Origin of the sequence: Anaeromyxobacter oryzisoli (assembly GCF_022690765.1) — a bacterium.
Taxonomy (GTDB): Bacteria; Myxococcota; Myxococcia; order Myxococcales; family Anaeromyxobacteraceae; genus Anaeromyxobacter; species Anaeromyxobacter oryzisoli.
The window spans coordinates 25942-45898 of sequence record NZ_JALCZA010000015.1; the positions used below are offsets into that span (position 1 = coordinate 25942).

The following is a 19957-nucleotide window of genomic DNA, read 5'->3' on the forward strand; positions in this document are numbered from 1 at the left end:
CGAGCGGCGGCGGGTGCGCACGCTCGAACGCCGAGCAGCCAGCTACCGCCGGCAGAGCCGGCGGCGCGCGGACGGCCAGGTCCGCGCGAAGGAGACCGTCCCTCATCTCGCCGGGACGGCAGCGCGTTTTCGAGTCACGCCGCCAGAAGCGGCGGGTTGCCTGCCAATGCTCAGGCCGTGAGCGCGCGGTACCCGACCACGGCCGCCGCGAGCGCCGCGGCCGCGGCGGCGATCCGCCTCCGGTGCATGCGGAACCAGAGCTCGGCGCTCCAGCCCCGCGCGCGCACGTCGAAGTCCCCGTGCGCGCCGCGGTCGCCGGCGAGCGGCCGGTCCACGTCGTCGGGGCGCCCCGGCGCCACGGGCTGATCGGTCTGCTGGGCCGCGTAGCCGGTCCTGCCGAGGTAACGGTCGAGCAGCCCCGGGATGAGCCTCTGGCCGAGGATGGCCTTCACGGCCGGCCAGCCCACCCACAGCTCGCGCACGGGGTGATCCGCCACCCACAGCACCGAGCGCGCGATCACCTCCGGCTGGAAGATGGGCGGCACCGGCTGCGGGTGCCCTGGCAGCCGCGAGCGCACCACGTCGAACTGCGGCGTGTTGACGGCAGGGAGCTGCACCATCGAGAGGTGGACGTGGCTGTGGTCGTGGTACAGCTCGCAGCGGAGCGAGTCCGTGAAGCCCCGGATCGCCGCCTTGCTCGCGCAGTACGCGCTCTGGAGCGGGATCGAGCGGTAGACGAGCGCCGAGCCGATCTGGATGACGTGGCCGGCGTCGCGCGCGAGCATGTGCTTCAGCGCCGCCTGGGTCCCGTGCACGAACCCGAGGTAGTCCACCTCGGTGACGCGCCGGTACTCCTCCGCCTTCGTCTCCTTCACCGGGGAGAAGACGCTGACCATCGCGTCGTTCACCCAGACGTCGATCCGCCCCCACCGGGCGACCACCTGGTCCGCGGCGGCCTCGACCGCCGCCGGGTCCGCGACGTCGAGCGGCAGCACCAACGCCTCTCCGCCGGCGCGCTCGATCTCCCGCGCCGCGTCCTCGAGCGCCTCGCGCGTCCGCGCGATGAGCCCGACCTTCGCGCGCTGCTCGCCGAACGCGCGCGCCACCGCCCGGCCGACGCCCGCCGAGGCCCCCGTCACGACCACCACCCGCCCCCTGCTCTTCCGCGCCATCCCGACTTCATGGATGATCACGTGCGTCGCCCTCGGCCACCGGGACGCCACGAAGCGCCACGAAGCCCTGGGCCACCGCGGGCGGACCGCCCGCCGCGGCGCCGCTGGCCCCGCCGCCGGCGGCGTTGGCGGCGCGTCGAGCGCCGTGGAGCCGAGCCGGGGGCGCTCGCCGGCGCGTCCGCGCGCGTCACTCCTCCGGCCCGGCCCCGGCGATCACTTCTCCGGCCCGGTCCCGGCGATCACTTCTCCTCGCCCCCCGCCAGCGCGTCCGCGAGCGGGGCGGTGCCGCCCTTCAGCGCGGGCGCGCCGTGCCCGGGGCAGAGGACCGCCACGGGGAGACCGAGCAGCCGCCGCACGCTCTCGCGCGTCCGCGCCGGGTCGTCCTGGTACGCGTCGGGCACGAAGGAGAAGGCGCCGCGCGCGCCGCGCACCACGAGGTCCCCGAGGAACAGGATGCCGTCCTCGCCCGCCCGCAGGAGCGCGTAGCTCGCCTCGCACGGCCCCGGAGCGTGGATCGCCCGCAGCCTGCCCGGGAGCGACGCCCCGTCGCCGTACCACGCGTCCGGCTCCTCCTCGAGCCCCTGGGCGCCCTCCGGCGCGTGGACCTTCGCGCCGAAGCGCTTGCGGTAACGCCACGCGGAGCGCTGGTGAGACTGGATCGTGAGCACGATGGCCTCGACGCGACCGAGCGCGTCGAGCGCCTCGTCGGTGAGGGGGAGCGGGTCCACGAGCACCGTCCCCTCCGGCTCGACGAGCGCCCACGCGTCGCTGCGGGCGTCGATCCGATCGTCGTGGAGCGTCCAGTGGAGCAGGCCGGGACGGACTTCGGACACGCGCGTGGCGGGATGGCTGGGCTCGGACATGGGCCACCTCCGGCGCCCATCTTTCCCTCGCCGGGGCCCGGCGCACGTCCCTCACGGTCGCGCAGCGCCAGGGCGCGCCACCGCGTCGTGAGGCGCTCGGAGCTCGGGCGAGCGGACGCGCGGTGGGGGGACGGGCGCGGACCACCGGCGCGTGCCGGCGGGCCTCAGGCCGGCTTGAGGCGGGTGTGTCGTCCCGGCAACGCCCGCGTCCTCCGGTACACGCGTTCGGAGGGCCCCACGGCGAGATTCCCGCGCGAGATCCCCGCCGGGAGCTCACCCCCGCGCGCGGCCCCGCGCTTGCAAGTCTCCGCTCCATGCCCTCCCTCGGTCACGTCGCGATCGGCCTCGCCGCCGGTCGCTTCCACGCGGAGGACGGCCGTCGCCGTCTCGTCGCCACCGCGCTGTACACCGCCCTTGCCACCTTCCCGGACCTCGACGTGCTCGCGCGGAGGCTCGGGGCAGGTCACGGCTCACCGTGGCTGCACCGCGGCGCGTTGCACTCCCTCACGTTCGCCGCGTGCGCCGCCGTCCTCGTCGCCTTGATCGTCGGCGGCCTGGGACGGTCCCGGCTCCGGATGGCGCTCACCGGAGCCGTGGCCGCGACGTCGCACGGGCTGCTCGACACGCTGACGGGCGGTGGCGCCGGGGTGATGCTGCTCTGGCCGTTCAGCGCGGCGCGCACCCACGCCGCGTGGACGCTCCTGCCCGCCTCTCCGATCGGGGCCCGGCTCCTGTCCCACCGCGGCTTCGAGGTGCTCGCGACGGAGGTCATCCTGTTCCTGCCGTTCCTCGTGTACGCCCTCTGGCCGGACGGGGTCATCCGCGCGAGCCCCTCCGCCGCGGAGCGCTCTGCACGGTAGGATGCGCGGCATGGCCACCCTCGTCCGGTTCGCCTCGAGCCCGCGGGATCTCGAGGCCGCCTTCGCGCTCCGCCGCGCCGTGTTCGAGGTCGAGCAGGGCGTGCCGCGCCCGCTCGATCGGGACGCCTTCGACGATCGCGCCTCGCACGTGGTCGCCTGGGACGACGCCGGGCGCTGCGTCGGGACCGGCCGTCTGGTGCGCCTCGACCGCCGCACCGGCGTGCTCGGCCGCGAGGCCGTCCCGGCGGAGCTCCGGCGGACGGGGATCGGCGCCGCGCTCCTCGACGCGCTCGAGCGGATGGCGAAGCTCCAGGGCCTTCGCGAGCTGACGGTGAACGCCCAGCTCCCCGCCGAGCCGTTCTACCGGAACCGCGGCTACGTCCGCGAAGGCGAACCGTTCCAGGACCAGGGCGTCCCGCACGTGCGGATGAAGAAGGCCCTCGCCCGCTGATCACGCCCGGCCGGGAGGTCGCGCGCGGCAGCGGGGGCTCGCGCGCCTACTCGAGCTTGAACCCGATCTCCACGGTGACCTGGAACTCGGCGATCTTCCCGTCCTTGATCGCGCCGCGCATCTCGGTGACCTCGAACCAGCCCATGTGGCGGACGGTCTTCGAGGCCTCCTCGACCGCGATGCGCGTCGCCTCCGCGAAGCTCGTCGGGGACGTCCCCACCACCTCGATCTTCTTGTAGACGCCGGGCATCGGGCTCCTCCTCGCGCGTGCGCTCCACCGGATTGACTTCCGGTCACCATCTTGCGCTCGCGAGGCTCGCCCGGCCCCACCCTCTCGGGGCTGCGCTCCGTCGCGGCCTGCGACGCCGGCCCGCGACGGTACCGGCTAGACGCCGCCGAGGTAGGTGTAGCCCCGCATCACGGACTCGTAGAAGTCCTCCAGCGAGACGCCCTCCTTCGGCCGGATCGTGCCGTCCTTCACCTTCTGATCGACGGCGCTCTTCACGCGGCGGAAGAGGTCCGCGGGCTCGTACTGCACGCGCGAGAGGACCCGCGCGATGTTGTCGCCCGGGATGACCTCCTCGATGTAGAAGTCCTCCGGATCCTCGTCGTCCACGAAGACGTGGATCTCGTTCACCCGGCCGAACAGGTTGTGCATGTCGCCCATGATGTCCTGGTAGGCGCCGGTCATGAACATGCCGAGGTAGTACGGCTCGCCGGGGGACAGGGCGTGCAGCGAGAGCGTCTCGTCCACGCCCTCGCCCTCGATGAAGCGATCGATCTTGCCGTCCGAGTCGCAGGTGATGTCCACGATGGTGGTGTCGCGGGTGGGCGCCTCGCCCAGGCGGTGCAGGGGCACGATGGGGAAGAGTTGATCGAAGGCCCAGTGGTCCGGCGCGCTCTGGAAGAGCGAGAAGTTCGCCATGTACTGGTCCGCGATCTTGTCGCCGAGGTCCTTCGTCTCGCGCGGCAGCCGCTTCTTGCCGCGGTTCAGGTCGGCGATCCCGCGGACCAGCTTCCAGAAGAGGCTCTCCACCACCGCCCGCTCCTCGAGGCCGAGGATGCCGAGCTTGAACATCTGGAGCGCCTCCTCCTTCTTCGCCGCCGCGTCGTGGTACGCCTCGGCGCGGTTGCGCGGCGTCATCGAGGCGACGATCTCGCGCATCTCCCGGACGACCTTCGGCTCGTTCGGCTCGGGGGTGGAGGCGTGCTCGATCTCCTCGGCCGACCCGATCTCGATGTGGCCGAAGACGTTCATGATGATGCAGGAGTGGTGCGCGGTGACGGCGCGGCCGGACTCGGAGACGAGGTGCGGCTCGGGGACGCCCTCGTTCATGCAGACGCGCTGGACGTTGTAGACGATGTCGCCGACGTACTCGTCCATCGAGTAGTTGACGGACGACGTCCAGCCGTTCGTGTGCGTGCCGACGTAATCGACGCCAAGCCCGCCGCCGACGTCGAGGTACTCGATGGGCAGCCCCATCTTCCGGAGCTTCGCGTAGACCCGCGCCCCCTCGTTCACCGCGTCCTTCACCACCCGGATCTCGGTGAGCTGCGAGCCGACGTGGAAGTGCAGCAGCTTGGCGCAGTGCTCCTTGCCCGCCTCCTGGAGGATCCGGACCGCCCGGATCAGCTCCGGGACGGTGAGGCCGAACTTGGCGAAGTCGCCGGACGACCCCTCCCACTTCCCGGTGCCGCGCGTGGTGAGCTTCGAGCGGAGCCCGATCATCGGCTCCACCCCCATCTCGTCGGCGAGGCGGAGCAGGTGCGGCAGCTCGGAGAGCTTCTCGATGACGACGATGACCTTGCGGCCGAGCTTGCGCCCGAGGAGCGCGAGCCGGAGGAACTCCTCGTCCTTGTAGCCGTTGCAGATGGTGAGCGCCTCGGGGTCGGCGTTCATGCCGAGCACGACCAGCAGCTCGCCCTTCGAGCCCGCCTCGAGGCCGTAGTGGTACGGCGCGCCGGCGTCGAGGATCTCCTCGACCACCTCGCGCATCTGGTTCACCTTCACCGGGAACACGCCGTAGTAGCGCGCGCCGTAGCCCATCTCGGCGACGGCCTTCCCGAACGCCTCGTTGATCTGCTTCACGCGGGCGCGGAGCACGTCCTGGAACCGGACCACGCACGGGAACCCGATCTTCCGCTCCTGGATGTCCTCGACCACGTCCATGAGGTCGATGACCGGCCCGGGCTGCCCCATCGGGTGAACGACGACGTGCCCCTTGTCGTTCACGGAGAAGAAGCCCGCGCCCCAGCCGTTCAGGTTGTAGTAGTGCGCCGCCCGCTCGATGGACCAGTCCGCGGGGGCCATGGCCGTGGTCGCGTCGCTCCGCTGCTCCGGGACGCGTTGCTCGGGGATGCTCATGTCGCGTGGTGATCTACGACACCGCGGCCGAGAAATCGAGGGTGCCCGCCGTCGACATCCGCGGCCGGGTCCGTTAGGAGCTTCTGCACCGTGACGCGCCACCATCCGAGACCTCGTCCGCCCGTCCCCGGCGCGTCGCTGAAGGAGCGGCTCGCGGGCGCGCGCGTCGTCTTCCGGCAGCTCCCGGGGACGCTCCGGCTCGTGTGGGATGCCGACCGCGGCGGCGCCGTGGTGATCGTGGCGCTCACGATCTTCCTCGCGCTGCTCCCGGCCGCGATCGCCTGGCTCGGCAAGCTCGTCGTGGACGGCGTCGTCCTCGCGGCCCGGAGCGGCGACGCGGCCGCCCGCGCGCGCGTGCTCTGGCTCGTCGCCGGCGAGGCGGGGCTCATGGCGATCCAGCTTGCCGGCGGACGCCTGGTCGGCCTCCGGCGCGAGCTCCTCCGCGGCGCCCTCGGGAACCTCGTGAACGAGCGGATCCTCGAGAAGGCGCTCCAGCTGGAGCTGCGGCACTTCGAGGACAGCGACGTCTACGACAAGATGCAGAACGCCCGGCGCGAGGCCTCCTCGCGCCCCCTCTCCCTGGCGATGCAGGCCCTCGCCATCGGGCAGCACACCGTCACCCTGATCGCGCTGTCGGGGCTGCTGCTCCGGATCTCCCCCGCGAGCGTGCTCGTCATCATCGCCGCCTCCGTCCCGGCCTTCCTCGCCGAGGCGCGCCTCTCCGGCGAGTCCTTCCGCGTCTGGACCTGGCGCGCGCCCGAGGGGCGCCGCCTCGACTACCTCGAGTGGATCCTCACCCGCGACAGCCACGTGAAGGAGGTGAAGCTCTACGGCCTCGGGCCCCTCGTGCTCGGGCGCTACCGGCGGCTGTTCCGGAAGTTCTTCGACGAGGACCGCCGGATCGCGGTGCGGCGCCTCCGCGCCGGCATCGGGTTCGGGCTCGTCTCGCTCGGCGCGTTCTACGGGATGCTCGCCCTCATGGCGGGCCGGGCCGCGCGCGGCGCCATCACGCTGGGGGACCTCACCCTCTACATCACGGTGTTCCGGCAAGGGCAGGCGGCGGTGCAGTCGGTCCTCCAGGCGGTCGGCGGCCTGTACGAGGACGCGCTCTTCATGTCGAACCTGTTCGAGTACCTCGGGATTCCCACCGCTGGCGAGGCGCCGCGCCTCCAGCCGGCGCGCACGGTCGCGCGCGGCCGCCCCCAGGCGCTCGAGCTCCGCGGCGTCTCCTTCCGCTACCCCGGCCAGCGCGACTGGGCGCTGCGGGACCTCTCCCTCACCCTCGCGCCGGGCGAGAAGCTCGGGCTCGTCGGCGAGAACGGCGCGGGCAAGTCCACGCTCGTGAAGCTGCTGCTCCGGCTCTACGACCCGACCGAGGGCGAGATCCGGTACGGCGGCGTGGACCTGCGCGACCTCGACCCGGCGGACCTCCGGAGCCGGGTGGGCGCGGTGTTCCAGGACTTCGTCCGCTACCAGTTCACCGCCGCCGAGAACATCGGGCTCGGGAACCCCGCCCGCGTGACGGACCGCGACCGGGTGGTCGACGCGGCCCGGCGCGGCGGCGCCGACGGCGTCATCACCGCGCTGCCGATGGGCTACGACACGGTGCTGGGCGGCTGGTTCGAGTCCGGTCAGGAGCTCTCGTCCGGACAGTGGCAGAAGCTCGCGGTGGCGCGCGCGTTCATGCGCGACCAGGCGGAGCTCCTCATCCTCGACGAGCCCACCGCGGCCATCGACGCGGAGGCCGAGCACGAGCTGGTCGAGCGCTTCCGGGCGCTCGCCGCCGACCGCACCGCCCTCGTCATCTCGCACCGGTTCTCCACGGTCCGCTTCGCCGACCGGATCGCGGTGCTCCACGGCGGGCGCCTCGACGAGCTCGGCTCGCACCGCGAGCTGATGGCCCTGGACGGTCGCTACGCGCACCTGTTCAACCTCCAGGCGCGCGGCTACCTGGACTGATCGCGGACATGCGCGGCCTCGAGCAGATCCCCTGGCTGTACGACCTCGGGCTCGACGTCGCCGAGGCGCTCGGCCTCCGGCGCTGGCGGGAGTGGCTCGTCCGCGGCGCGCGCGGCCGTGCGCTCGACCTCGGGACCGGCACCGGCCGCAACCTGTTGCACCTCCCGCCCGGGAGCCGGGCCGTCGCCATCGACCCGCGCCGGGAGAACCTCGCCCGGGCCCGCCGTCGCGGGCCGGCGGTCCCCCTCGTCCTCGCGCGCGCCGAGGCGCTCCCGTTCCGCGACGGCGCGTTCGAGACGGTGCTCGGCGGCCTCGTGCTCTGCAGCGTCGAGGATCCCGCCGCCGCGCTCGGCGAGATCCGGCGCGTGCTCGCGCCGGAGGGGACGCTCCGGCTCCTCGAGCACGTCCGCGCCGGAGGAGCCGCCGGCGAGCTCCAGGATCTCGTCCAGCCCGCCTGGACGAGGCTCACCGGCGGCTGCCACCCGAACCGCGAGACGGAGCGGGCGGTCGAGGCGGCGGGCTTCCACGTCGATCCCGTCTCCCGCCGTGCCCGCGGCGTCCTCAGGCGGCTCACCGCCCGGCGGTGACAGGCCCGGGCCGACGGCCCGCGCTGTGCCCGTGGACCGTGCCCGTCACCGTCACCGGCTTCTCCGTGACCCGTGAGTCGGGTCCCGTGGCCCGTGGGCCCTGTTTTCCGAGCATGGTTCCCTGCCGCACCGCGTCGTCCTCGCCCACATCCTCCCCTTGCGGGCCACCCCGGAAGTGGCATCCTCCCGCCGCGCGCACTTCCGCGCGCTCGACACGGGAGGTCTCGCGTGAACCAGAATCGCCTCGTCCGGACCGCGCTGTCCGCGGTCGCGGCCGCGTGCGCGGTCGCAGCGCTCTCCGCGCGCGCCGCGGAGGAGAACGCCGCTGGCGCCGCAGCAGAGGGCGCCGCCGTCGCGGGCGGCACCGCCGGCACGGTCTACCCGAAGGAGCAGTATCCGTACGCAGAGCTGGTGAAGCGTCCGCTCACCCTCTCGGCCGGCCTCTTCCAGCTCGACGTGCCCGTCGGGATCAACCTCTCGAAGGACCAGGTCGGCGAGCCGTGGTTCATCACGCCCTCCATCGACCTCGGACTCACCGACGATCTCACCGTCGGCCTCTTCCACCCGGTCCACGGCATCTGCCTCGCCGGGTCGAGCCACGGCTGCCGCGAGGTGTACGACGATCTCGGCGCCCGGGCGACCCTCGGCCTCTTCCGCGACCAGGCGAGCCAGCTCGCCGTGCGCGCGTCCCTCTTCGCGGAGAGCTTCTCGGAGGATCTCTACAACGCGTCGGTGGGCGCCGCGTACAAGCGCACGGTCGGCAACGCCGCCTTCGTCCTCGAGGCCGATCTCGACATCGGGCTGAACAAGCGCGACGTCCGGCCCTTCAACGAGCAGCTCGCCCTCGCCGCCGAGGGTCAGCTCCAGGCCGCCGAGGGGCTCGCCATGTTCGCGCGCATCGGCTTCACGAAGCCGATCGACGAGAACTTCGCCTTCCTCCCCGACTACCTCATCCCGGTCACGTTCGGCGTCGAGTACGAGCCGGCCCCGAAGCTCGACCTCGGCGCCGAGTTCACCTTCGACAACCTCCTCGGCGACGAGAACACCGCCGACGAGCGGGAGCTCACCGTCTTCCTCCGGAAGTTCTTCTAGGTCGCGCTGATCCGCCGCGGCGCCCCCGCCTCTCTCTCTGGCGGGGCGCCGCGGTCCCCGGCGGCGCACGGGAGCAGGAGCGCCGCCGCTGTCCTGCCGCAACCGCACGGGTTAACGTCCTGGCGTCCGTGCCCCGGTCGATCGCCCTTCTCGCCGCTCTCCTCGCAGCCGCCGCGCCGGCGACTCCGCTGGCGCAGCCGACCTCCGAGGGCCGCGATCCAGAAGAGGAGCCACGGCAGGAGGACGAGCGCCCGCCGGGCGAGGCCCCCGCCTTCGTCCCGCCCTGCTTCGCGCCTCCCTGCTTCGTCCCGCCCGGAGAGGCGCAGCCCGAGCGGCCGGGCGAGCCGTCGCCGCCGCCCTCGCAGGCGCCGTCGCAACCGACCCCGCCCGCCACCCTCGCGCGGCCACCGGAGCAGGGTCAGCCGCCGCCGGCCGGCCTCCCGCGGGGTCCCCCCTCCCCGTCGCAGGCCACGCCCGCCGGGCCGCCATCCCCGTTCAAGCCCGAGGAGACCTGGTGGGACGCCACGCACGCGTTCCTCGAGGAGAAGATGTTCGCGCCGGTGAACCGCCTGGACCGGTTCTTCTCGGACGAGCGCGAGCTCGAGGCGGAGCGCTCGCGGTCGTTCATGCGCCTCCGGAGCGAGGTCAAGTTCCGCGAGGACGGCGCGCCGCAGTTCGGCGTGAGCCTCCGCGCGGACCTGCGGTTCCCCGGCCTCGGCAAGCGGCTCGAGCGGTTCCGGCTCGTCATCGCCGGCGAGAGCGAGGAGACCCAGACCCCGCTCTTCCCGAACGATCCCACCGCGTCGCCGCTCCCGGGCTCGCGGCGGGTGAACGCCGAGCTCCGCTACAGGCTCTGGGACAGCGTCCTCACCCACGTCGATCTCGGCGCCGGCGTGCTCGTGAAGATCCCGCCGGGCGCGTTCACCCGGGTGAGGTACCGCCTCACGATCCCGGTGGACGGCTGGTTCCTGACCCGCTACGCCGCCACGGGCTTCTGGCGAACGGACACGGGGTTCGGGACGTCGGGCGAGGCCGCCGTCGAGCGGCCGCTCGGCCCCATGTCGCTCGCGCGCGTCAGCGGGCGGGTGGAGCTGTCGGAGCGGAGCCACGGCGGCGAGTGGGGCTCCGAGCTCGCGTTCCTGCGCACGATCGGCCCGCGCCGCGCCATCTCGGTGGGGGCCGCGATGCAGGGCGCCACCAGCGACCCGGTCACGGTGTCGAGGTACCGGATCTACACGCGCCTGCGCCGGGAGGTGTGGCGCCGCTGGCTGTTCGTGGAGCTCGAGCCGGAGGTCGCGTGGCCCTGGACGGTGGACACGGGCCGGTACCGCGCGTTCGGGGTCACGCTGAGGCTCGAGGTCCAGTTCCAGGGCAACGAGAACCCCGTGCTCACCAGGGCGCCGGCCCCCTCCCCGGCCGTCTCCACGGCCACCGCGGCCCGGGCCACGCCGTCTCGATCGGCCGAGCCGCTCGCGTCCGGCCTATCACCCTGAAGCCGTACGCCCGGGGACGGCACGGCGCCACCAGCCTGCGTCGAGCGTGGCGAGGCGGAGGACTCTGGCCTGGGGCAGCTCGGCTTCATGGCGTACGACGGGCTGACCCTCATCGTCCGCGGTCGCCCACACCTACCTGTCCCGGCCCTCGCCGAGCGGGCACACGACGACCGGGCAGCGCGTCAGCGCCCGGACCGCGCCGCGCGCAGCACCGCGAGGGCGCGGCCGAGATCCTCCGGGATGGGCGCCTCCACCGTGATCCGCCGTCCCGTGCGTGGATGATCGAAGGCGAGCCGGACGGCGTGCAGCGCCTGCCGCCCGACGGCCGCCCCGGCGCGCCGGGCGGGATCGTCCGCGGGGAGGCGGGCCTCGCGGCGCGTCCCGCCGTACACGGCGTCGCCGAGGAGCGGATGGCCCGCCTCGGCTAGGTGGACCCGGATCTGGTGGGTCCGGCCGGTGTGGAGCGTCACCTCCGCGAGCGTGGCCGAGGTCCCGAAGCGCTCGACCACGCGCCACTCGGTGATCGCGCGGCGGCCCGCCCTCACGCGCCCGGTGAAGCGCGTGCGGTCGCGCGGGTGGCGGCCGTACGGCGTGTCGAGCCGCCCCTCGTCCGGCAGCGCCCCGTGGCAGAGCGCGAGGTAGACCTTCTCGACGGTCCGCCCCTTCCACTGCGCCTGGAGCGACGCGAGGGCGGCCTCCGTCTTCGCGACGACGAGGCAGCCGGAGGTGTCCTTGTCGAGGCGGTGGACGAGGCCGATGCGGGGGAGCGCCGGGACGGGCGGCGCGGGCGCCCGCCGCGAGCGCGGCGCCGACCCCGGCTCGACGGTGAGGCGATGGAGCAGCGCGTTCACCACCGTCGAGTGCGGCGTGCCGCGCGCCGGGTGGACCGCCATCCCGGCCGCTTTGTCGAGGACGAGCAGCTCGGGATCGTCGAGCAGCACCGAGAGCGGGAGCGCCTGGGGGACGAGGCCCGACGGCTCGGGGGGCGGGAGCTCGACCTCGATCTCCTCGCCGCCGTGGAGCCGCGCCGAGGCCTTCGCGGCGTGGCCGGCGACGGTGACGCGCCCGTCGTCCACGAGGCGCCGGACCCGCGCCCGCGACAGCTCCGGTGCGAGGCGCGCCAGCGCGACGTCGAGCCGGCAGCCGGCGAGCTCGACGGGGGCGACGAACGCGAGGCGATCGGGCAGGGCCGCCTCCGGACGCGGCGACGCGGCTACCAGATGCGGGACTTCACGTGACCCTTCGACCGGAGGATCACGTCCACGATGGCGCGGTCGTAGAAGTTCGTCTGCGCGTACAGCTCCGGAGAGACTCGCGACCGGTAGAGCTCACGCCCCTCCTCGAGCTCCTCCTGGAGCGAGTCGAAGAAGTTGTCATGCTCGATCCCTCGGACGATCTTCTCCTCGTTGTAGAGGGAGACGTCGGAGCAGATCGCCCGGGCGAGGCGCATCGCGGCCTCGGGTGCTTCGATGAGCGGCATACGCGGCAAATCCTACGGCGGGACGTGCGGTCGGTCAATGAACCGGCCGCCCGGACCGGCCCCGCTCGCCGCACCCTCGCCGAGGGGGGCCGTTCAGCGCGGCTTCGGCGTCGGCGTCGCGGACGACTGCCCCGTCCCCGCCGCGAAGCGCTCGAGGTACGAACGCGCCACCTTCTGGCCGTCCAGCCGGAGCTCGCGGGCGAGCGAGAGCAGGATGCCGCGGAGGTAGACCGGCGCCGGGAGCAGCGCGTACCGGTCCGCCTCGATGTTCTCGATGTGGTGCCGCGTCACCTTGGTGCGCTCGGAGAGCTGCTGGAGCGTGATGCCGCGGGCCTCCCGGAGCTGGCGGAGCACCTCGCCCGTCCAGGCGGTCGCGTCGGGCAGCGGGGGCGGAGCCGGAGGCGCCGGCGGCGGGTTCATCGGCACCGGGGTCGCGGTCGACGCCGCCGCTGGGATCGGGGGGGGCGTCGCAGCGGGGGGCGCCGCCGCCGCGGGGGGCGGCGGGGGCGCGACGGCGGGCGAGACCGTGAGCGGGATCGGCGCGTCGGGTGGAGACGGCGGGACCGCCCCGGGTGCGGACGGCGCGGCGACCGCGTGGTCCAGGAGGATGGGCTGCGGCGCCGCGGGGACGGCGGCCGGCGCGGGCGGAGGCACGGGCGGAGGCACGGGCGGTGGCGTCGGCGAGCGCCCGCCGGCCCCCTGCTCTCCGGTCGCCTCGCGGAGCGCCAGCGGCCGCGCGGGGATCACCGGCGGGACCTCGGCCCGCGGCACGGGCGTCGCCGCGCGCGACGCGCGCGCCTCGGCCCGGGCGCCGGCGAGCTGCTCGTCGTAGCGCCGTCGGGCGGCCGGATCGAGGAGCGTCGTCCGCGCGTCCTCGATCCGTCGCGCGAGCAGCTCGGCCTCCTCGGAGGACATCAGCGTGTACGTCGCGAGCGAGCCCGGCCCGAAGAGCGCCTGGGCGCGATCGACCGCGGCGGCGATCGCCGCCGAGCTCGCGTCGGGTGGGACCTCGAGGATCTCGTACAGGGTCTGGTCTGCGAGCCGCTTCACCGGTTTTCCCCGGCCTCCGCCACCAGGTCGAGCGCCAGGAGCGCGTCGGCCACGCCGGCGAAGGCCCTCGCGGCCGGGGCGTCCGGCCGCTCGACGAGAAGCGGCTTCCGCGCCCTGAGGGTGCGCCACATCGCGTCGTCGTAATGAATGTACCCGAGATAGTCCATCTCGAGCCCGAAGTACTTCCGCCAGGCCGCCACCACCGCGCGCCCGATCTCGGCGTCCTGGGCCGTGCGCGCCTGGTTCACGACCAGCCGCGGGCGGAACGTCGCGAGCTGGCGGGCGAGGTTCGCCCCCGCCTCCGGATCGCGCTCCGACACCGTGGACACCAGCTCGACGGGGCTCCGGAAGGTGCCGCCGTCCATGACCGACCGGAGCAGCCCCTCGTACCCGTACACCTGCGCGATGTTCCTCATCCGGCGCCAGAACGCGGCCTTCACGAACCGGTAGGCGTTCTCGACGGCGGTGGGCTCCGGGACCAGCACGAGCACGCCGTGATCCGAGACCAGGAAGAAGTCGAGGACGTTCGCGTGCGTGCCCGCCCCGAGGTCGAGGATGGCGTAGTCCACGTCCATCTGCTGCACGTGGCGGAGCAGGCGCATCTTCTGGGCGTGGCGCGGGTTGGCGGCGTCGAGGTGGTCGAGGGCGCCGGAGATGAGCCCGAGGTTCTGGATCCCCGTCGGCGTCACCACGTCGTCGATGGTGGCGACCTTGCGCTCGATGAAGTCGGAGAGCGTCCGCTTGGGGACGTCGAGGCCGAGGGTCGTGTGGAGGTTCGCGCCGCCGAGGTCGGCGTCCACGAGCACCACCCGCTTGCCGCGGCGCGCGAGCTCGATCCCGAGGTTGGCCGAGACGAGGCTCTTGCCGATCCCGCCCTTCCCGCCTCCGATCGACACCACGCGACGCGCCCGGGCCACCTTGCGGGCGAGGACCGGCCGCGCGGGCGAGCGCGGCTCCGCCGGGGGGGGCCTCACGAGCTTGAGCGTCGGAACGTCACCCATCGCGGGACGCATCCTAGACCGAACGAGCGCTCACTCCAAAAGCTCGACGTTCCAGTAGGCGGCGTCCGCGAGCGACAGGAATGGCCGCCACTCGCTGTAGAACGCGCGACGGGTGGCGCTGCGGAACAGGGGCGTCCACCGCGGCCGCGCAGGTGCGCGGAGAAGCCGCATCCCCGCCTCCTCCGGCGTGCGCCCACCTTTCCGCAGATTGCAGCGGATGCACGAGCAGACGACGTTGGCCCAGCTCGTCGAGCCCCCGCGCGAGCGCGGGACCACGTGGTCCAGGTTCAGCTCCGAGCGGCGGAACCGCCGGCCGCAGTACTGGCAGGTGTTGTCGTCCCGAGCGTAGATGTTGAAGCGGGAGAACCTCACCCGCGTCTTGGGCAGGTGCTCGTACGCCAGCAGCACGATGACCCGCGGGACCCGGATCCGCCGGCTCGGGGTCCCGATCGAGTCGTGCTCCGCCGCGGCCAGCTCGGCCCAGCTCGCGAAGTCGAAGAGCTGGAACTGCTCGTCGATCGCCTTGACCATCCCCTGGTACAGCAAGGAGAAGGCCCGGCGGACGGACGTCACGTGGACGGGCTGGTAGACCCTGTTGAGGACGAGGACGCCGGTGTCGAGCATCGAGGTGATTGATCATAGAGCCAGCGTCCCTCCGTCGCACGTCGGAGGCTGGGCTGCGTCGCTCGGTCGTCGGCGCCGGGGGCTCGACGTGGGCGACGCGGGCGGGAGCCGCGATCAGGTCTTTTCGCTCTCGCGCCGAAGCAGGCCGGAGGACGGCGACTCCGACGGTCCCCCGTAGAGGAGCCGGTACGTCGCGTAGGACCGGAGGACGCGCTTCACGTACCCGCGGGTCTCCTGGAACGGGATCTCCTCGACGAACTCGTCCACGTCGAGATCGCCGCGCGCCTGCAGCCAGCGGCTCACCGCGTTGCCCCCGGCGTTGTACGCGGCGACCGCGAGCGCGACGGAGCCGTCGAAGCGGCGGACGAGCGACCCGAGGTAGCGGGCGCCGAGGCGGATGTTGAGCGAGGCCCCCATGAGGTCGCCGCGCGAGGGGCGGCCGAGCCGCAGCTCGCGGGCGACCGACTGCGCCGTCGGGAGCATGAGCTGGGTGAGCCCGATCGCGCCCGCGGGCGAGATCACCCGCGGGTCGAGCGCGCTCTCCTCGCGCATCAGCGCCTGGACCAGATCGACGGGGACGTGCGCGGGGGGCGCCCAGCGCTTCACGTCGTCGCGGTACGCCGGCGGGAAGGCGATCCGCCAGACGCGCACGTTGTCCGCCGCCGGTGGGGTGCGGAGCGCGTTCCGGGCACGCGTCCGGAGCAGGCCGTGCGCCATCCGGTGGTCCCCCGCGCGGTCCAGAAGATCGGCGACGAGCAGGATCGGATCGGCCGCGTCGCCGGCGCCGCGCAGCGCGGGCAACGACGCGGTGAGCTCGTCGGCCGCCGCGCGGGCGAGCCCCATGCGCAGGAGCAGCACGCCGGCCCGGAAGTGCGGGTCGGCGCGGAGCGGGCCCGGATCGTACGCCGCGGAGACGGCCGCCGGGACGACGGAGGCGGGCGCCGGCACGCTCCGCCCCGCGGCCGCGAGCCGCGCGCGGGCGAGCAGGCCGTAGTAATCGGTCGGGTAGCGCGCCGCGAGATCGGCCCACGTCGCCAGCGCGATGGCGCGCCCGGCGTCGCCGCTCTCCGAGAGGAGCCTCGCGCGCCAGTACGCCGCCCGCGCGTGCTCGAAGGGATCGCGGCCGTCCTTCTCCTGCTCGATCGCGCGGAGCTGCGCGATCGCGTCGTCCGTCTGCCCCGCCTGCTTCGCGAGCCAGGCGAGCCTGAAGCGCGCCTCGTCGCGGTAGTCCCCGCGCGGCTGCTCCCGCACGAGCGTGGAGAGCGCCTCGCGAGCCTCCGCGACGCGCCCGTCGCGGGCGAGGAGGTCCGCCTCGAAGAACAGCGCGTCATCGGCGAACGAGTGCGCCGGGAACTCCCGCGCCAGCCGCCGGTACAGGTTCACCGCCTCGTCCCGGTCGCCGCCGATCGACGTCGCGCTCGCGAGCAGGTAGAGCGACCGGACCCGCACGTCCGGATCGGCGCACCCGTCCACCACGGGGCGCAGCGCGGCGATCGCCTGCGCGAAGTTGCGCTCCTTCCGCTGCGCCCGCCCGACCGCCGCCTGCACCTCGCACGCGAACGGCGATCGCGCGGCGGCGGGGGGCACCGCCTCGAGGAGCGGCTCGAGCAGGACGAGCGCCTGCCCATTCCGGTTCGCGTCGAGGAGCCGCTCCGCGCGGCGGAGCACGGCGGGGGGCTCCGGCGCGGCCCCCGCGTCGCCGGGCAGCGCGCGCAGCGCGGCGAGGCAGTCGGCGGACTCCGGCGCGAGCGGGTGATCGGTCCAGCAGGCGAGCAGCTCCCGGCGCGCCGCGGCCGCGTCCGGCGGCGAGCCCTCGGCGCGCAGCCGCCCCGCGAGGAGCAGCGCGGTCGGGGAGAGATCCGCGTGGCTCGGCAGCGCCGACGGCGAGGCCGACAGGAGCGGCGCGATCGCGTCGAGGGCGGCCTCGCGCTCGCCCAGCGACTGCGCCAGGCGCGCGCGGGCGAGCCGCGCGTCCGGGGCGAGGAGCGAGCTGTCCGGGACCGACGCCCAGGCGGCGAGCGCCTCCTGCGGGCGGCGCGCGCCGGCGAGGGCCTCGGCGCGGGCGAAGACGACGCGGTCGGCGAGGTCCGGGAGCTTCGCCTCGAGCCCCGCGAGGGCGGTGAGCGCCTCGCCGGCCCGCGAGCGCGCGAGGAGCGCGAGCGCGCGCAGGTACCGCGCCTCCGGCAGCCGGCTCCTCGCCAGCCGCGCGGCGGCCTCGTCGAAGCGGCCGGCGTCGTACGCGGCCTTCCCCTCGGCGGCCGGGCCGCGTGCGAACAGGGGGGCGAGATCCGCCTCGCGGACGAGCCGCGCCGGGTCGTCCGGGGCCAGCGTGGGCGGCTTCGGGTGGAGCGGCTTCGCGAGGGAAGCGGGCTGCAGGAGCCCCGGTCCGACGCCGGCGGGCGCCGCGACGGCGGCGAGGGGGGCTGCGAGGATGACGGCGAGCGCTGCGGAACGCATGGGACGGGAGCAGGTTGGGGCCGGGGCGCTCGCCAGGTCAAGGTCCGCCCGCTCGCCCGGCGGGAGGCCCTCGAAGAAGGGGCGCTGCGGAGAACCGTCGGCCCGCCGCCCCGATTCCCGGGGGCGCTCCCGTGCGGTACCCGGCCCCGAAACGGTTTAGGATCGGCCCCGGTGGACATCCGGACCCAGGCGGCCCTGCTCGCCGCGATCGTGACCCTCGCCCTGTCGGTCGCCGCGCTCCTGCGCGACAACCGGCCACGCGTCTTCACGCTGTTCGCCCTGTTCGCGGCGGACCTGTTCCTCTTCTCGCTCGCGCTGTTCTTCCTGCGCTGGTCGAGGGCGTTCGGCGTCGTCTGGTGGGAGCGGCTCGCGGTGGCCTCCGGCGCGCTCGTGCCCGCCTCGTCCCTCGCCTTCTTCCTCGAGTTCCTCGGCGTCGCGCGCCGCCCTGCCCGCCGCGCCCGGAACACCATGCTCGCCGGCTCGCTGACCGGCCTCGTGGTGGCGGTCACGCCCCTCGTGAACGTGAAGCCGGCCAAGCTGCTCGTGACGGCCTACGTGCTCGGCGGCCTGGTGGTGGTGCTCTCCACCCTCTGGGGAAAGATGCACGCCTCGCAGACCAAGGTCGAGCGGGCGCGCCTCCAGTACCTCTTCATCGGCGCGCTCGTCGCGGTCTCCCTCTCGACCCTCGACATGACGCCGCGCCTCGGCCTGCCCTACCCGCCGGAGGGGCTCGGCTCGATCAGCCTCACCATCTTCATGTTCTTCCTGTCGCAGACCCTGCAGCGGCACCGGCTGCTCGATCTGCACGAGTTCCTCGGGAAGATCGTCGTGGTCACCGCGCTCGGGCTCGTCCTCGTCGCGATCTACGGCGGGCTCGTGTCCTGGGTCGGCACCCGGACCGAGCTCTTCTACTTCAACACCGTCGTGGCCTCGTTCGTGATCCTCTCGCTGTTCGAGCCGATGCGCGAGCGGGTCGAGGAGTGGGTCGTCGCGACGCTCTTCCACGAACGGTACGAGCTGGTGCGGCGCCTCGAGGCGCTGCGGGACCGCACCGGCAACGTCATCGAGCCCGCCGGGCTGGCGGCGGTGGTGCTCGACGGGCTGGTCGAGACGCGGCGGGTGACCCACTGCGCGCTCTGGCTCCTCGCCGACGACCGCCCCGGCTACCGCCTCCTCGACTTCCGCGGGCCGCCCCCCGCGCCCTTCCTCGAGCCGGCCACCGCGCGCGCCCTCCTCGCCGCGGCCTCGTCCGGCCAGAAGGCGATCCTGCTCGAGAACATCGACCGGCGCGTCTCCGAGGTGCGCGCGCTGCTGCCGGCCGGCCCGGGCACCGGCGGCCCCGGGCGCGGCGCGCCGGCGGCGATCGCCGAGGAGCTGAAGCGGCTCTCGGACGCGCGGGGCGTGATGGCGCTCATGAAGGCGGGCATCACGATGCCCCTGCTGGCGGGCGACCGCGTCGTCGGCTTCCTCGCGTGCTGGGACGAGCGCGTCACCGAGGCGTTCGCGTCCGACGAGATCGCCGCCCTCCTCGAGGTGGCGGATCGCTGCGCGCTCGTCATCGAGAACTCGAAGCTCTACCAGCGGATGAAGGAGCGCGACCGGCTCGCGGCGATCGGCGAGATGTCCGCCGGCCTCGCCCACGAGATCCGCAACCCCCTCGCCGCGATCAAGGGGGCCATCCAGTACCTCGACCCCGGGAAGCTCCCCGAGGACGACCGCGAGTTCCTCGAGATCATGATCGAGGAGGTGAACCGCCTGAACGGCGTCGTCACCCAGTTCCTCGACTACTCGCGCCCGCTCAAGCCGTCCCTGGCCCCGACCGACGTGAACGAGGTGCTCCAGAAGACGTTCCGGCTGCTCCAGCCGGAGGTGCCCGAGGGCGTCGCGCTCGAGCTGGACCTGGCCGCGTGGCTGCCGCACGTGCAGGCGGACGCCGAGCAGCTCAAGCAGGTGTTCCTGAACCTGGCGCTGAACGCGTTCCAGGCGATGCCGCGCGGCGGACGGCTCGCCGTCTCGACGCGCCTCGCCCGCGACGAGCTCGCCTTCTGGCGCGAGGGCGCGCGCCGCGCCGACGTGGTCGAGATCCGGTTCGCGGACTCCGGCCCCGGCATCCCCGAGGAGGTGCGCGACTCGATCTTCGTGCCCTTCTACACGACCAAGGAGAAGGGCACGGGCCTCGGGCTCGCCATCTGCCAGCGGATCGTGAAGGCGCACGCGGGGACGATCGTCGTCCACTCACCGCCCCAGGGGGCGGGCGCGGAGTTCCTGATCTCGCTGCCCGGCATGCACGAGGAGCGGCCGCCCGAGGCGGTGACGCCGCCGCCGGTGGACGACGAGGAGCGCGCCCGGGCCCGCGCGCGCCGGCGGGCCAGCGCCGCGGCGCGGCTCCGCCGCCGGCGGCGGAAGAAGAAGCACGAGGTCTGACCATGTGCGTGTGCGCCGTGGCGAGGCGAGCGAGGCCGAGCACCGCGCGGGGCGCCGGCCTCGACGCGGCGGCCCCATG

At 74.1% G+C, this 19957-nt stretch carries 17 protein-coding genes; 7 read left to right on the forward strand and 10 right to left on the reverse strand.

Annotation, left to right across the window (positions count from 1 at the left end; all coding sequences use genetic code 11):
• Window positions 1-170 precede the first annotated feature (170 nt).
• Together MNZ27_RS07450 and MNZ27_RS07455 are read right to left on the reverse strand one after the other, a co-directional pair.
• Entirely contained in the window at window positions 171-1193 is a 1023-nt protein-coding gene (locus MNZ27_RS07450; RefSeq protein ID WP_242393412.1) for an SDR family oxidoreductase, read from the reverse strand.
• Between the two features lie 218 nt (window positions 1194-1411).
• Window positions 1412-2035, reverse strand: coding sequence for an MBL fold metallo-hydrolase (locus tag MNZ27_RS07455; protein ID WP_242393413.1), 624 nt, complete (start codon window positions 2033-2035; stop codon window positions 1412-1414).
• Between the two features lie 314 nt (window positions 2036-2349).
• On the opposite strand from MNZ27_RS07455, the gene MNZ27_RS07460 reads away from it, so the two are divergent.
• Together MNZ27_RS07460 and MNZ27_RS07465 are read left to right on the forward strand one after the other, a co-directional pair.
• A complete protein-coding gene (locus tag MNZ27_RS07460) occupies window positions 2350-2895 on the forward strand; it encodes a metal-dependent hydrolase (protein WP_242393414.1) in 546 nt (181 codons plus the stop codon).
• 10 nt (window positions 2896-2905) lie between these two features.
• Window positions 2906-3346 carry a GNAT family N-acetyltransferase gene (locus MNZ27_RS07465; RefSeq protein WP_242393415.1) on the forward strand — a complete coding sequence of 147 codons (441 nt, stop codon included), beginning with the start codon at window positions 2906-2908 and terminating at the stop codon, window positions 3344-3346.
• Window positions 3347-3392: 46 nt separating this feature from the next.
• Here MNZ27_RS07465 and MNZ27_RS07470 read toward each other — a convergent pair whose 3' ends face one another.
• Window positions 3393-3596, reverse strand: a complete 204-nt coding sequence (locus MNZ27_RS07470) for a dodecin (protein WP_242393416.1) — start codon at window positions 3594-3596, stop codon at window positions 3393-3395.
• Window positions 3597-3731: 135 nt separating this feature from the next.
• Window positions 3732-5711 carry a biosynthetic arginine decarboxylase gene (gene speA / locus MNZ27_RS07475; RefSeq protein ID WP_242393417.1) on the reverse strand — a complete coding sequence of 660 codons (1980 nt, stop codon included), beginning with the start codon at window positions 5709-5711 and terminating at the stop codon, window positions 3732-3734.
• A gap of 90 nt (window positions 5712-5801) precedes the next feature.
• Here speA and MNZ27_RS07480 point away from each other — a divergent pair, with 90 nt between their 5' ends.
• The 4 genes from MNZ27_RS07480 (at window position 5802) to MNZ27_RS07495 (ending at window position 10842) form a co-directional block, all read left to right on the forward strand.
• Window positions 5802-7670 carry an ABC transporter ATP-binding protein gene (locus MNZ27_RS07480; protein WP_242393418.1) on the forward strand — a complete coding sequence of 623 codons (1869 nt, stop codon included), beginning with the start codon at window positions 5802-5804 and terminating at the stop codon, window positions 7668-7670.
• A gap of 8 nt (window positions 7671-7678) precedes the next feature.
• Entirely contained in the window at window positions 7679-8257 is a 579-nt protein-coding gene (locus tag MNZ27_RS07485; protein ID WP_242393419.1) for a class I SAM-dependent methyltransferase, read from the forward strand.
• A 228-nt stretch (window positions 8258-8485) separates the two neighbouring features.
• Entirely contained in the window at window positions 8486-9349 is an 864-nt protein-coding gene (locus MNZ27_RS07490) for a hypothetical protein (RefSeq protein WP_242393420.1), read from the forward strand.
• Between the two features lie 128 nt (window positions 9350-9477).
• Window positions 9478-10842 carry a YML083C domain-containing protein gene (locus tag MNZ27_RS07495; RefSeq protein ID WP_242393421.1) on the forward strand — a complete coding sequence of 455 codons (1365 nt, stop codon included), beginning with the start codon at window positions 9478-9480 and terminating at the stop codon, window positions 10840-10842.
• A 182-nt stretch (window positions 10843-11024) separates the two neighbouring features.
• Here the strand turns inward: MNZ27_RS07495 and MNZ27_RS07500 are convergent, their stop codons facing one another.
• The 6 genes from MNZ27_RS07500 to MNZ27_RS07530 all read right to left on the reverse strand — a co-directional run bounded on the left by MNZ27_RS07500 (window position 11025) and on the right by MNZ27_RS07530 (window position 17454).
• Window positions 11025-12062: an RluA family pseudouridine synthase gene (locus MNZ27_RS07500; RefSeq protein WP_308197925.1), complete on the reverse strand. Its 1038-nt coding sequence runs from the start codon at window positions 12060-12062 to the stop codon at window positions 11025-11027.
• Window positions 12056-12322, reverse strand: a complete 267-nt coding sequence (locus tag MNZ27_RS07505) for a hypothetical protein (RefSeq protein WP_242393422.1) — start codon at window positions 12320-12322, stop codon at window positions 12056-12058. The genes MNZ27_RS07500 and MNZ27_RS07505 overlap by 7 nt, the downstream gene beginning before the upstream one ends.
• A gap of 93 nt (window positions 12323-12415) precedes the next feature.
• Window positions 12416-13372 carry a helix-turn-helix domain-containing protein gene (locus MNZ27_RS23470; protein WP_308197924.1) on the reverse strand — a complete coding sequence of 319 codons (957 nt, stop codon included), beginning with the start codon at window positions 13370-13372 and terminating at the stop codon, window positions 12416-12418.
• Window positions 13369-14373, reverse strand: coding sequence for a P-loop NTPase (locus MNZ27_RS07520; protein WP_242393424.1), 1005 nt, complete (start codon window positions 14371-14373; stop codon window positions 13369-13371). The genes MNZ27_RS23470 and MNZ27_RS07520 overlap by 4 nt, the downstream gene beginning before the upstream one ends.
• Window positions 14374-14403: 30 nt before the next feature.
• Window positions 14404-14997, reverse strand: coding sequence for an HNH endonuclease (locus MNZ27_RS07525; RefSeq protein ID WP_242393425.1), 594 nt, complete (start codon window positions 14995-14997; stop codon window positions 14404-14406).
• Window positions 14998-15111: 114 nt separating this feature from the next.
• Window positions 15112-17454 carry a transglycosylase SLT domain-containing protein gene (locus MNZ27_RS07530; RefSeq protein WP_242393426.1) on the reverse strand — a complete coding sequence of 781 codons (2343 nt, stop codon included), beginning with the start codon at window positions 17452-17454 and terminating at the stop codon, window positions 15112-15114.
• Between the two features lie 171 nt (window positions 17455-17625).
• On the opposite strand from MNZ27_RS07530, the gene MNZ27_RS07535 reads away from it, so the two are divergent.
• On the forward strand, window positions 17626-19878 hold the full coding sequence (locus MNZ27_RS07535; RefSeq protein ID WP_242393427.1) for an ATP-binding protein: 2253 nt from the start codon (window positions 17626-17628) through the stop codon (window positions 19876-19878).
• The last annotated feature ends 79 nt before the right edge of the window (window positions 19879-19957 follow it).